This is a genomic window from Klebsiella sp. PK18 (assembly GCF_057784655.1).
The window spans coordinates 2,008,337-2,021,258 of the sequence record NZ_CM173493.1 but is presented as its reverse complement, the minus strand read 5'-3'; the positions used below and the strand labels follow the sequence as shown (position 1 = coordinate 2,021,258).

The window sequence follows — 12,922 nt, the reverse complement described above, 5'->3', positions numbered from 1 at the left end:
GCGTTCCGGCTTTGCGGTCAGTCCGCCAGGCTTTCCGCCACTGGAGTCACCAGCGCCTTCTTTTCAGCCCAGCAGGCGACGTTATCGAGCACCAGTTGCGCCATCGCCGCGCGGGTGCTCCAGGTGGCGCTGGCCATATGCGGTGTGACGACCACATTACTGCGCTGCAGCAGCCCGGCCGGTACCGCCGGTTCATGGCTGAAGACATCCAGCCCCGCCCCGGCGATAATCCCGCTCTCCAGCGCGGCAACCAGCGCGGGCTCATCAATCACGCTGCCGCGCGAGATATTGATGAGGATCCCTTTCTCCCCCAGCGCCGCCAGCACCGGCTGGTTAATGAGCCCCTGGTTTGCCGCCGTTCCCGGCGTGCAGATAACCAGAAAATCACTCTCCGCGGCCAGGGTCAGCAGATCTTCCCGCCAGGCATAATTTAGCGCCGGGAGACGCTTGCGGTCATGATAAGCAATCTGCATGGCGAACCCCTCGCAGCGCCGGGCGATGGCCTGGCCGATGCGCCCCATGCCCACGATGCCGACCCGCGAACCGGAGACTTTTTGCGTCCACGGAAAACCGCCCGCCGCCCACTCGCCCGCTTCGATAAACTTGTGGGCGGCGACGATCTGCCGCGAGGTCGCCAGCATCAGGCCCAGCGCCAGATCCGCCACATCGTCGGTTAACACCCCCGGCGTATGGCTGACCCGCACCTGGTGCTCTGCAGCCGCCTGCACATCCACGCCATCGTAGCCGACGCCAAAGACGGCGATCAGCTCCAGCGCAGGCAGGCTGGCGATCAGCTCTCGCGTCACGGTGGCTTCGCCGTTGGTGATGAGCACGGTAAAGGTGCCGGCCAGCGCGCGAAAGTCGGCGTCAGTGAGTGCGGTCAGCTCCACGAGGTGATAGCGTCGCGCCAGTTCCGCAGTCAGGGCATCCGGGAGCGAAGCCTGTTTTAACACGTTCAGTTTCATAGCTTATCTTCTTTCAGAGTGTGGAAGGCGGAGGGTTTCTGGCCGCTCCGGGAGACGATGATGCCGATAATCCCGCCAAGGGCCAGCGCCACGGCGACGATCAGCAGTCCGGAGTGATAGCTGTTGGTCAGGTCCTTAATCTTCCCGAGCAGCGGCGGCAAGCCTAAGCCGACAAAATTGGCGATGGTGTTGATAAATGCAATGGAGGCCGCGGCCGCCACGCCCGCCAGCTTCTCGGTGGTCACCGCCCAGAACACCGGCGTTAGCGCGAAATTAAAGCCCACGGTGAGCACCAGCAGCAGATAGGCAACCAGCAGGTTGCCGGCATAGATGGCGACAGCCAGCGAGAGACCGGCCAGAATCAGCGGCAATCCCATATGCCATGCCCGCTCGCCGGTCAGATCCGAATGACGGCCATTGAGGTACATAAACAGGCAGGCGAAAATAAACGGCACCGCGGACAGCAGACTAATGACCACATCGCTCTGCTCGCTGACCATACTTTTGAGGATCAGCGGTAAGAAAAGCGTGATACCGATGGAGCCGAACGCCTGCAGAAACCAGACCAGACTCAGCAGGAGTACCACTTTATTTTTCAGCGCACTGAACCAGGAGGCGTGTTGATTAACTACCGCGCCGCGGTTATCAGCGGCAATCTGCGCCGTCAGCCAGCCTTTCTCCGCCTCAGAGAGCCAGGCCGCCTTTTGCGGGCTGGAAGGTAGCAGCCAGAGCACCAGCGCCCCCAGCACGATGGCGGGAACCCCTTCAATGGCGAACAGCCAGCGCCAGCCGGCAACATCGGCAATGCCATGCATATTTAAAATCAGCCCCGAGACGGGCAGCCCGATGATCGACGCCAGCACCGATCCCATATAAAAGAACGACATCGCCCGCGCCCGGTTGCGCTTCGGAAACCAGCAGGAGATATAGTAAATAATCCCTGGGGTGAATCCCGCCTCCGCCATGCCGAGTAAAAAACGCATAATATAGAGCTGGGTCGGCGTCTGGACGAACGCCATGCCGGCGCTCACCATTCCCCAGGTGATCATTATTCTGGCGATCCAGATCCGCGCCCCCACCCGGGTCATGATCAGGTTGCTGGGAATTTCGAAAATAATATAGGAAATATAAAACATGCCGACCCCAAGGCCGTACATGCTGGCCGTTAATCCCAGATCGGCGTTCATTTGCAGCGCGGCAATGGAAATATTGGTTTTATCAAGATTGGCGACAAAATAGCAGATAATAATAAAGGGGATGATTTTGCTGTTTAGCTTTTTTAATGTAGAAGTACAGAGTTCAATGCTCATAATAATAACCCCATGACTTTGCCTCGGGCAGGGGAAGACCGCCCGCGCCAGGCAAAGATTGATATTAAGAATCGCAGCAGGTATTAACCGGGGACTACCACTCGGCGACCACGCCATCGGCAAGGCGCCAGACGGGGTTCCGCCAGTCAGGAGCGCGTCGGCTCATCTCAATCACTTTCTCTTCGTCGATATCGACCCCCAGCCCCGGCTTCATTAACGGCTTAAAGTACCCCCCCTCCATATTGAAATCGGCTTTGTTTTTCACGAAGTCGAGTAACTCGGCGCCCTGGTTATAGTGGATCCCCATGCTCTGCTCCTGGAAGACAGCGTTGTAGGAAACAAAGTCCACGTGCAGACAGGCGGCCAGCGCGATGGGGCCTAACGGGCAGTGCGGAGCCAGCGACACGTCCGCCGCTTCCGCCATACCGGCGATTTTGAAGCATTCGGTGATGCCGCCAGCGTGAGAGAGATCGGGCTGCAAAATAGCCAGGCCGCCGGCCTCCAGCACCCGCTTGAACTCAAAGCGCGAGAACATGCGCTCGCCGGCGGCCAGCGGGATCGCGGTTTGCGCCGCCAGCCGCGGGTAGTACTCCGCCTGCTCGGCCAGCACCGGCTCTTCGATAAACAGCGGCCGATAGGGTTCCAGCTCTTTAATCAGCAGTTTCGCCATCGGCGCGCTGACGCGGCCATGAAAATCGAGGCCAAATTCAATGTCGTTGCCAAATGCTTCGCGGATCTGCGCCACCGTGTTCACCGCCGCATCCACCGTGCGCGAACTGTCAATCATCCCCATTTCCTGACAGCCGTTGAGTTTGAAGGTATCAAACCCCATCCCGCGCAGCGTCTTAATCCCGGCAATGACCTCGGCAGGCCTGTCTCCTCCTACCCAGCTGTAGGCTTTGATTTTATCGCGCACCAGGCCGCCCAGCAGCTGCCAGACCGGCGCATTTAACGCCTTCCCTTTGATGTCCCACAGCGCCTGGTCAATACCGGCGATCGCGCTCATCAGGATCGGTCCGCCGCGATAAAAGCCGGCGCGGTACATGACCTGCCACAGATCGTTGATCCGCGCCGGATCCTGGCCAATCAGATAGTCCCCCAGCTCATGTACCGCCGCCTCCACGGTGCGCGCCCGGCCTTCGACGATCGGCTCGCCCCAGCCGACTATCCCCTCGTCGGTTTCAATCTTGAGGAACATCCAGCGCGGGGGTAAACGCCAGGTGGTCAGTTTGGTTATTTTCATTTCACAGCCTCTTGATACGCCCTAACAAATGCGGCGGCCTGCTCTGCGGTCCGCGTTACCGGCTGACCGGCGCGATAGAGATCGCTGCCCAGCCCCGCGCCCGCACAACCGGCCTCGATCCATTGCGCCAGGTTTTCCGGCGTGACGCCGCCGACCGCAAATACCGGCACCGACGCGGGCAAAACCGCTTTCAGCGCCCTGATGTAGTCGGGGCCAAACGCCGAAGAGGGAAAAATCTTCAGCGCCTGCGCCCCGGCCTCCAGCGCGGTAAACGCCTCGCTTGCCGTCGCGCAGCCGGCGCAGACGGTCATCCCGTGCCCGACGGCCCGGCGGATCACCGCCGGCTGCACATTGGGGGTCACCACCAGCCGCGCCCCAAGCTGCGCCAGCCGATCGACCTGCGCTTCCTGCAGCACCGTTCCGGCGCCAATCAGCGCCTGCGCGCCGTAGGCCTCGACCACGGCCGGGATGCTCTGCTGCCATTGCGGTGAATTGAGCGGGATCTCCACGGTGTCGAACCCGGCGGCGATCGCCGCACCGACGTGCGCCAGCGCCTCGTCAGGGGTGATGCCGCGCAGAATAGCGATCAGCGGAAGTGAGGTTTGCCACTGCATGTACGATGCTCCTTATACCAGCCAGAAAGGCATCGTCGCCCGACACTGTCGTCACCTGGCGGCCCAGCAGCTGAAATGCCTGCTGATAGCGCGCGGAGAGGGACGGGCCGGCAACGATCGCGATAGCCTGTTCGTCGGCAATGAAGGCGCGCATGCTGGCCACCTCCGCGCCAATTAACAGGCCGGATAGATACTCGCTCACCTGCTCCCGGGCCAGCGCCCCCAACAGGTGCGCGGCGCGGGTCTCAAAAAGCTGTGGCAACACCGCGGGCGCGGCCAGGCCGCGCGCCAGCCCGGCGTGAAACGCCGCCGGCGCAGCCTGCTGCTCGGGTAATCCCGCACCGATCAGGGAGTGCGTCAGCAGCAGATGGTGCAGTTCGCCGGTCATCACCGTGCGAAAGTCTTCAATCCGCCGGCCGTCGGTTTTGACCCATTTGCAATGGGTGCCGGGCATGACGTACACCGCCGCAGGGGCCAGCAGGCGTGCGCCGAGGAGCTGTGTCTCTTCGCCGCGCATGACGTTGTGGTGGTCTTCGCGGGAAGTGCAAAGCCCGGGGACAATCCAGATCCCTTCATCTACGGCGGTCAACTGGTTGCCAATGGCCGTGAAATCGGCGGGAAGCGGTAAATAGGGCGCGTTCTTCCAGCCCACGTTGCTGCCTACCATTCCCGCCATGACCACTGGGGTACGCCCCTCGCGCCAGCCATGGATTTGTGTCGCTAACACCGCTGCCGGCGATTGACCGTTCAGGCGGGCGATCCCCGCCGCCGACTGTCGGCTGTCGAGGCAGCGTTCGCCCTCAAACAGCCAGGCGCGAAAATTGGTCGATCCCCAGTCAACAGCGATGTAGCGAGATGTCATGTGATTTCCTTCAGTCTTCGTGTCGAGCTGGCGATCATGGTGAGCGCCGCCTGCTCTGCCGCGTTGCTGTCCTGATGGCGAATCGCATCGAACAGCGCTTTATGTTCCTGGAGCGTTTGCGGCATGTTGGCCTCATCCCCCATCCAGGTCCGTTCAAATATCGCGCGCTGCAGCGAGCTAATCGCCACGCTGAGCTGCTGCAGCACCGGGTTATGCACTGACGCCAGCACCGCTTCGTGATAGCGAATGTCGGCTTCATTAAAGGCATCGCGCTGCTGGTTGTTGGCGATCATGTCATTCAGCGCCGCCTCAATCTGCGCCAGATCGCTGGAGGTGGCCCGCTCTGCCGCCCAGCGGGCTATCGCCGGCTCCACCAGATTACGCACTTCGCTCATCGCCGCGATGAGCCCCGGGTCTTCATCCTGTTCCAGCGCCCATTGCAATACGTCGCTGTCGAGGAAATTCCACTGGCTGCGCGGCGCGACGAAGGCGCCGCGATAGCGTTTCATCTCAATCAAGCGCTTCGCCTCCAGCGAGCGAAAGACTTCGCGGATGATGTTGCGGGAGGTGGCAAACTCCTCGCACAGGTCAGCCTCCGCCGGCAGCGCCGCGCCGGGAAGATATTTGCCGCTCACAATCTGGCGGCCCAGGGTCACCATCAGCCGATCGGTTTTAGTCAGGTTCATAGCGTGTCCTTAACGGGGTTATGCCCGGTTACTTTACTCCGTTCAGCGCGTTTCCACCCAGTCTGGTAGTACAAACGTGAACCTGTTCATCCTTGCCTGTGACACATAGTAGTACTATTAATAAAAATTGTACTACAATTCAGATCACAAAAAAGACAATCCATCACAAAAAAGGATCGTCGGCATGCCAAAAATGGTGGCGACGATCCTTCGCCGGGGACGGGAAAGATGGGCCTGCGAGGCTGGGTTAACGCGGCTTCGGCGGGGGGCTGTCAGGCTAATCGGGGTAACGAACAGTGGGTAGTCTGGCGTCGTTTCGGCCAATGCAGGTATACTTGGCAGATGTTTCCTCAGTTTCAGACACGCAGATGACAAAACTCACCTTACAAGAGCAGATGCTCAAAGCCGGCCTGGTCAGCAGCAAAAAAATGGCTAAAGTCCAGAGGACGGCAAAAAAATCCCGCGTTCAGGCCCGTGAGGCCCGGGAAGCGGTGGAAGAAAATAAAAAAGCTCAGCTGGAGCGCGATAAGCAGCTCAGCGAGCAGCAAAAGCAGGCGGTGCTGGCGAAAGAGTATAAAGCCCAGGTGAAGCAGCTGATCGAGATGAACCGCATTACGGTCGCCCGGGGCGATATCGGCTTTAACTTCACCGATAATAATCTGATCAAAAAAATCATGGTCGACAAGACCACCCAGACCCAGCTGATTAACGGCCGTCTGGCGATTGCCCGCCTGGCGGTGGATAACAAGCCCGAAGGTGAATATGCGATTATTCCGGCGGTGGTGGCCGAGAAAATCGCCCAGCGCGACGCCAGCAGCATCGTGTTGCACAGCGCCCTGAGTCAGGATGAGCAGGATGAAGACGATCCGTACGCCGACTTTAAGGTGCCCGACGATCTGATGTGGTAACCCCGGTTCTCTCGCCGCAGGCGATCAGAACGGGCTCGCCTGCTGGATATGCATCGGCTCATGGCTGACGGGGTGGACAAAGCGCAGTTCGCTGGCGTGCAGCATCAGCCGCGGAGCGTGTTCCGTGCCGGGCAGCTCCCGGCCACCGTACAAATCGCAGCCAAGGATCGGATAGCCCAGCAGCTGGCAGTGGATGCGCAGCTGATGGGTGCGCCCGGTCTCCGGGGTAAGCGCCACCCAGGTTAACGCCAGCGCCCTCTCCCCATCCCGTGACTGATACAGGCGGTCAATGACCCGATAGCGCGAACGCGCCGGTTTGCCGTGCCGGGCGCAGAGCGACATGCGCGGGAAACGGGCCGGATCTTTGGCGATTGCCGCCTCCACGATCCCCTCGTCTTCCGCCAGGTGGCCGCACAGCAGCGCCGTATAGACCTTTGCCACCGTGCGCTGGCTGAACTGCTGACACAGCAAGGCGTTAACGTCTTTGTTGCGGGCCACCACCATCAGACCGGAGGTACCGAAGTCCAGGCGGTGCACCAGGGTGCAGCCCGGAAAGCGCTGAACCAGCCGGTGATGCACGGAGTCAAGGTTGCGCGGATCTTTGCCCGACAGGCTCAGCAGCCCGGCGGGTTTATTGATCAACAGCAGGTGTTCGTCCTGATACAAGAGGGTGATCTGTTCGCGGCACGGCGGCGCGACAAAGGTATCGATAATGGTGGACATCAGGCGGCCCGAAGAAGGAGTGGCTGGCGATAGTACCCCATTTTGGCCGCCGGCACGATGCTGGCGCACAATCCGCCCTCGCGGCGGCGTCATTTATCACCCACACTTATCGCAAAGGCATGGCCTGCACAGGCAATGTGCTTTACACTGCGCGCTGCAAAATTTGTGTTAACCAACGAGTAATACGGTAATGGCGATGAACGGAACAATCACAACGTGGTTTAAAGATAAAGGTTTTGGATTTATCAAAGATGAAAACGGCGAAAATCGTTATTTTCACGTGATTAAGGTCGCCAATCCTGATCTTATCAAGAAAGACGCGGCGGTGACTTTCGAACCTACCACCAACAATAAAGGGCTGTCGGCCTACGCGGTGAAGGTCATTCCGGAGAGCAAATATATCTATATCGCCGGCGAGCGGCTGAAGCTGACCTCCATCAAATCCTATGTGGTGTACCATGAGGAGGAGCCGGTCGAGACCCGCGTCGATAAAGAAAACGCGGTGCTGTCGGTCGGGCTGCTGATGAACAGCATCCGGCCAAAATCCACAGTGCAGCCGGGAGAGATGCGTTCGGTGAAAAAGCTGGCGATCACCACCTTTCAGGGGACAACCCTGATCTTCTCGGAAGACGAAATCGATATCGATGCCACGGTAAAACTGCTTAAGGTGTAAGCCCCGGCGCGCGGTTTCCCGCGCGCCCGAAGACCTGCCCGATAGACTAGCCGCCATCGCCCCTCGCCGGACGGGGCGATGGCGCCAGACAGCCGATAAGGATGCCGCCGCCATGCCCGTAAATTTTGACTTCAACGATCTCTACGCCTTTCGCGCCCTGATGGAATATGGCAGTTTTCGGCTGGCCGCTGAATCCATCTGCCTGTCGCAGTCGGCCCTTAGCCGACGCATCGAAAAGCTGGAGACGGCGCTGGGCAACCGGCTGTTCGAACGTACCACCCGGCGGGTGACCCTCACGCTGTATGGGCAAAATTTTGCCGAACGTTCGGAGCAGCTGCTGGCCCATGTCGAGACGGTGCTGGCGGATATCAGCCAGGTCAGCAAGGCGCGCACCGGGCTGGTGACGGTGGCGACGGTGCCCTCCGCCGCCTACTACTTTATGCCGGAAATCATCCGCAGCTTTCAGGCGCGTTATCCCCAGGTGCGCATCCGGTTGATTGACAGCAGCGTCGGGAATGTGATTGAGGCCGTCAGCAGCGGACAGGCTGACTTTGGCCTCTGTTTTGCCAAAAACCTGCCAGCCAGTCTCGAATTCACCCCACTGGCCGACGACCGCTATGTGGCCGCCTGTCGGTACGATCATCCGCTGGCGCGCAAGACGCACCTCAGCTGGCAGGCGTATTTTGAACAGGATTATATTGGCCTGGATCGGGTCTCGGGCAACCGGACGCTGCTCGACCGGGAGCTGGCGCATCTGACGCCGGCGCGGCCAAGTATCTGCGAAACCCGCCACGTCACCACGATGCTGGGGATGGTGGAAGCGGGCATCGGCATTGCCGCCGTGCCCGCGATGTCGATGCCCGCCGGGGAGCATTCCGTTCTCCGCGCTGTGCCGCTCACTGACCCGGTGGTCACGCGCACGGTAGGCCTGATCCGCCTCAGCGGCCGTATTCAGTCCTACGTGGCGGCAGAGCTGGAGAAGCTGATTATTGAACAGTATCCTTCTGGCTGACCGGCGTGGTGGCGGCCACGCTTCGCATGCCGGTGGCGTGGATGGTCTCCTGCGCCGCCGGTGAGGCCAGATACGCCAGCAGCGCTTTGCCTTCCTGCGGGTGGTCGGCGCTGATAGTCACCGCCCCGGCAAAGCGGGTGATGTACTGCAGGTTATCCGGCAGTTCGCCAACGAAGGTCACGCCGGGTACCGGCAGCAGTTCGCTCACCTGCTGAAAACCGATCGCATACCGTCCCTTCGCCACTTCCGAGGCTACCGGAATGCGCTCCACCATCTGCGCTTTGCTCTGCATCGCGTCATCAATGCCCAGGGTGTGGAACAGCGTCGAGCTAACATAGCGTCCGCTGGCGCTGTCGGAGTACGCGACCGACGGCGCCGCCAGCAGCGTCGCTCGCAGCTGGTCTGCGCTATGGATAGCCGGCAGCGGCGCCCCCGCCTTCACCACCACGCCGATCGGCGAGTCGGCCAGCTCCCGACGCGAACCCGGTTGCGTACGGCCCGCTTTTTCGAGGCTGGTTAGCGCATCCCCGACCATAATCACCACGTCCGCGTGTTCGCCCCGCGCCAGGCGGTTAGGGATCGCCTGCGGCGTTTTCCCCATCGACGGGCCGGGGATCACCACGAGGTGGTTGCCAGTTTGTTTTTCCCACGCCGGGGCCAGCTTTTCCAGCGCCGCTTTGAAGCCGCCGGAGATCATCACGGTGACCTCTGCGGCCAGCGCGCTGCCGCCGGTGGCGGCCAGCAGCAGCGTGGCCAGCAGGGTTCCTGTCGTTTTACGCATCATCTTCTCCCTGATTAACGTGCCGTCTGCAGCGCAACGGCGCTACGGCGATAGAGGTAGCAAGTGGCCAGCAGGCCGCAGATGGCGGCAAAGCTCATCCAGTAGCCGGGAGACGCTTTATCACCGGTATACTCGATCAGCGCCGTGGAAATCACCGGCGTGAAGCCGCCAAATACCGCCGTCGCCAGGCTGTAGGCCAGCGAGAAACCTGCCACGCGCACTTCGGCAGGCATAATTTCGGTCAGCGCCGGGATCATCGCCCCGTTGTACATGCCGTAGATAAACGACAGCCACAGCAGCACGCTCAGCATCATCAAAAAGCTCGGCGCGTTCGCCAGCAGGGTCAGTGCAGGCCAGGCGGTAGCCAGCGCCAGCAGGGTCATGGCAATCAGCACCGGCCGGCGGCCAAAGCGGTCAGACAGCGCCCCGCCCACCGGCAGCCAGAAGAAGTTGGAAATCGCCACCAGCAGCGTAACCAGCAGGCTGTCAGAGGCGCTGAGCATCAGCACCTTTTTACCAAAGGTCGGCGCATAGACGGTGATCAGATAGAACGCGGTGGTGGTCATCGCCACCATCATCATCCCGGCGATAACCACCTGCCAGTTCGCCAGCAGCGTGGCGAACACCTGGCGCATCGCCAGATGATGGCGGCGGGCGGTAAACTCCTGGGTCTCCTCCAGCTTACGGCGCAGGATGAAAATGAACGGAACGATCAGGCAGCCGAAGACGAACGGAATGCGCCAGCCCCAGTCGCTGATGGCGCTCTGCTCCAGCACCGCGTTGAGGGCAAAGCCCATCGCGGCCGCCACCATAATGGCAACCTGCTGACTACCCGACTGCCAGCTGGTGTAAAAGCCTTTGCGGCCCGGCGTGGCGATCTCGGCCAGATAGACCGACACCCCGCCCAGCTCGGCGCCAGCGGAAAAGCCCTGCAGCAGACGGCCGATCAGCACCAGCAGCGGTGCCCACAGGCCAATGGTCTGGTAAGAGGGGATCAGCACGATCAGAAAGGTGCCGGTGGCCATGATCGACAGGGTGACGATCAGCCCCTTGCGCCGCCCCACCTTGTCGATGTAGGCGCCAAGCACGATAGCGCCGATGGGGCGCATCAAAAAGCCGGCGCCAAAGACCGCGAAGGTCATCATCAGCGAGGCGAATTCACTGCTCGCCGGAAAAAAGGTATGTGCGATGTAGGTGGCATAAAACCCGAACAGGAAAAAGTCGAACTGTTCGAGAAAGTTACCGGACGTGACGCGCAGGATGGCGCCGATCCGGTCACGGGTACTCATCAGTGAGGTTGTCGAATGCATGCAGGTCTCCAGTTTGTTATCCACGCGTTGTCGCGCGCCTGTTGCTGAAGACTGAAACAGAACCGGGAACGAAATAAGCGTAATAAACGCATCCATTAATGCATTTTACGCATGAATAACATTTAACTAATTAACATTACTTTTACATACAACCATTTAACACATCCCGTGCTAACCACGCCGCGGGTGACGGCGAAAAAGTCAGTTTTCCGTTTTGTGACCGAGGCCAGGGTACGTCGCCGCGGGTTGACGGCATAAAAACCCTGGCCTTAGGTGAGGATACACGCTGCCGGCCGCAAAGCGCGTCAGGAAGCGGAAGCGGCAGACTCCCCTACCAGCGTCTGCAACAGAGCGATCAGCCAGCGGGTAGCTTCGCGTTTCCCGCTGCGTTGGTGGGCGTAAATCTTGACGTCAAACGGCGGAACCGGAAACGGCAGCGGGAAAATGGTCAGCCGGGCGGCGCGGGCCATCGTCTCCGCCGCTCGCCGGGGCAGCGCCATCAACAGGTCGCTCTGCTCAATAATGAAGGGCGCGCTCAGCATCGAGGGGGTTTTCATCGCCACCTGCCGCGAATAGCCCTGCCGCTCCAGCTCACAGTCCAGCACCCCCTGCTGCTCATTCCACGGGGTCACCACCAGATGACGGGCAGCAAGGTAGGCGTCCAGGGTCAGCGCCGTCCGGTCGGCCTGGCTGATGACCACATATTCGTCCCGCAGCCAGTTAATCTCCTCAAGATCGGGATGGGCTGGCTCGTCAGGGGTATTGAACCCGAGGGCCAGGTCGACCTCGCCCGCCAGCAGCTCGGTCAGCGCCGGGCTGTGGGGCAGATAACGGAGTTCAAACCGCAGCCCGGGCGCCTCACGCTGCAGGTGGTGCATCAGGGTCGGAAAGACGCAGAACGCGGTGAAATCGGTGATCGCAATCTGCATGCAGTCGGTGCTGGCGGCCGGCACAAACGCCGCCGGCGGCGTCAGCTCCTGGTTGAGAAACTTCAGCGCCGAAGCAATAGAGGGCGCCAGCTGGCTGGCATAGACGCTGGGACACATCCGGTGGCCTTCGCGATAGAACAGCGGATCGTTGAGGGCGCTGCGCAGCCGGGAAAGCGCATGGCTCAGCGCCGAGGTGCTCATTGCCAGCTCTTCCGCCGCCAGGCGCACCGAGCGGGAGCGATAGACCGCGTCAAAGACTGGCAGCAGGTTGAGGTCAATCCGGCGCAGGACAGGATGCATAATATTCATCGTTTGCTGATTTCATTGCACTTAATTCTTTTCACAATACCGCTTATCCTCAGGGTCAGCAATTTTGCTCTCTTTTGACTATTGATACAGGACGCCCCATGAGCATCACGATCCGCCAGGCCACCCCGGACGACGCCACCGCTATTTACGACATGATTTATGAACTCGCGGTCTACGAGAAAGCCCCTGAAGAGGTGGTGACGACGGCAGAGGAGATCAGAGAGACGCTGTTTGCCAGCGGCAGCAAAACCGAAGCGCTGATCTGCGAGGTGGCGGGCAAAGCGGTGGGCTACGCGGTGTTCTTCACCAGCTATTCCACCTGGCTTGGACGCAATGGTATCTATATGGAGGATCTGTACGTCACCCCCGACTTTCGCGGGATAGGCGCCGGAAAAGCGCTGCTGAAAACCATCGCGCAATATGCTGTACAGCGTCAGTGCGGGCGTCTGGAGTGGAGCGTGCTCGACTGGAACCAGCCGGCGATTGATTTCTATCTGAGCATTGGCGCGCAGCCGCAGGATGAGTGGGTGCGTTATCGACTCACGGGCGATGCGCTGCGGGCCTTTGCGGAGTAAAGCGGCTCGCCAGCAGGTCGGC

General features: G+C 60.6%; 14 protein-coding genes. 4 read left to right on the top strand and 10 right to left on the bottom strand.

Features of this window, described 5'->3' with window-relative positions:
• Positions 1–17 precede the first annotated feature (17 nt).
• The 6 genes from AC3EMD_RS09840 to dgoR form a co-directional block, all read right to left on the bottom strand.
• Positions 18–965 carry a 2-hydroxyacid dehydrogenase gene (locus AC3EMD_RS09840; protein ID WP_008804356.1) on the bottom strand — a complete coding sequence of 316 codons (948 nt, stop codon included), beginning with the start codon at positions 963–965 and terminating at the stop codon, positions 18–20.
• Entirely contained in the window at positions 962–2,275 is a 1,314-nt protein-coding gene (locus tag AC3EMD_RS09835; RefSeq protein WP_012967807.1) for an MFS transporter, read from the bottom strand. The genes AC3EMD_RS09840 and AC3EMD_RS09835 overlap by 4 nt, the downstream gene beginning before the upstream one ends.
• Positions 2,276–2,369: 94 nt before the next feature.
• Positions 2,370–3,518: a galactonate dehydratase gene (gene dgoD, locus AC3EMD_RS09830; RefSeq protein ID WP_023322864.1), complete on the bottom strand. Its 1,149-nt coding sequence runs from the start codon at positions 3,516–3,518 to the stop codon at positions 2,370–2,372.
• Positions 3,515–4,132: a 2-dehydro-3-deoxy-6-phosphogalactonate aldolase gene (locus AC3EMD_RS09825; RefSeq protein WP_023340379.1), complete on the bottom strand. Its 618-nt coding sequence runs from the start codon at positions 4,130–4,132 to the stop codon at positions 3,515–3,517. Before AC3EMD_RS09825 ends, dgoD begins: the two co-directional genes overlap by 4 nt.
• Positions 4,077–4,994, bottom strand: coding sequence for a 2-dehydro-3-deoxygalactonokinase (locus AC3EMD_RS09820; RefSeq protein ID WP_012541312.1), 918 nt, complete (start codon positions 4,992–4,994; stop codon positions 4,077–4,079). Before AC3EMD_RS09820 ends, AC3EMD_RS09825 begins: the two co-directional genes overlap by 56 nt.
• Positions 4,991–5,680 (bottom strand): D-galactonate utilization transcriptional regulator DgoR, encoded by a 690-nt coding sequence (gene dgoR / locus AC3EMD_RS09815; protein WP_022066201.1) that lies wholly within the window; start codon positions 5,678–5,680, stop codon positions 4,991–4,993. Before dgoR ends, AC3EMD_RS09820 begins: the two co-directional genes overlap by 4 nt.
• A gap of 368 nt (positions 5,681–6,048) precedes the next feature.
• On the opposite strand from dgoR, the gene AC3EMD_RS09810 reads away from it, so the two are divergent.
• On the top strand, positions 6,049–6,588 hold the full coding sequence (locus AC3EMD_RS09810) for a DUF2058 domain-containing protein (protein WP_012967804.1): 540 nt from the start codon (positions 6,049–6,051) through the stop codon (positions 6,586–6,588).
• Positions 6,589–6,612: 24 nt separating this feature from the next.
• On the opposite strand, the gene AC3EMD_RS09805 is transcribed toward AC3EMD_RS09810, so the two are convergent.
• Positions 6,613–7,311, bottom strand: coding sequence for an RluA family pseudouridine synthase (locus AC3EMD_RS09805; protein ID WP_302074052.1), 699 nt, complete (start codon positions 7,309–7,311; stop codon positions 6,613–6,615).
• 190 nt (positions 7,312–7,501) lie between these two features.
• Here AC3EMD_RS09805 and AC3EMD_RS09800 point away from each other — a divergent pair, with 190 nt between their 5' ends.
• Entirely contained in the window at positions 7,502–7,984 is a 483-nt protein-coding gene (locus tag AC3EMD_RS09800; RefSeq protein WP_012541308.1) for a cold-shock protein, read from the top strand.
• A gap of 112 nt (positions 7,985–8,096) precedes the next feature.
• Entirely contained in the window at positions 8,097–8,996 is a 900-nt protein-coding gene (gene psrA, locus AC3EMD_RS09795; RefSeq protein WP_008804348.1) for an L-proline-binding transcription factor PsrA, read from the top strand.
• Here the strand turns inward: psrA and AC3EMD_RS09790 are convergent.
• The 3 genes from AC3EMD_RS09790 to AC3EMD_RS09780 form a co-directional block, all read right to left on the bottom strand.
• Entirely contained in the window at positions 8,971–9,780 is an 810-nt protein-coding gene (locus AC3EMD_RS09790; RefSeq protein WP_008804347.1) for a substrate-binding domain-containing protein, read from the bottom strand. The two genes, psrA and AC3EMD_RS09790, sit on opposite strands and share 26 nt — an antisense overlap.
• An 11-nt stretch (positions 9,781–9,791) precedes the next feature.
• Positions 9,792–11,087 carry an MFS transporter gene (gene tcuC, locus AC3EMD_RS09785; protein WP_032432118.1) on the bottom strand — a complete coding sequence of 432 codons (1,296 nt, stop codon included), beginning with the start codon at positions 11,085–11,087 and terminating at the stop codon, positions 9,792–9,794.
• 305 nt (positions 11,088–11,392) lie between these two features.
• The gene (locus tag AC3EMD_RS09780) at positions 11,393–12,325 is read right to left on the bottom strand and encodes a LysR family transcriptional regulator (RefSeq protein WP_012541307.1); all 933 of its coding nucleotides are present in this window, start codon (positions 12,323–12,325) and stop codon (positions 11,393–11,395) included.
• A gap of 98 nt (positions 12,326–12,423) precedes the next feature.
• Here AC3EMD_RS09780 and AC3EMD_RS09775 point away from each other — a divergent pair, with 98 nt between their 5' ends.
• Positions 12,424–12,900 carry a GNAT family N-acetyltransferase gene (locus AC3EMD_RS09775; protein WP_012541306.1) on the top strand — a complete coding sequence of 159 codons (477 nt, stop codon included), beginning with the start codon at positions 12,424–12,426 and terminating at the stop codon, positions 12,898–12,900.
• Positions 12,901–12,922: the final 22 nt, after the last annotated feature.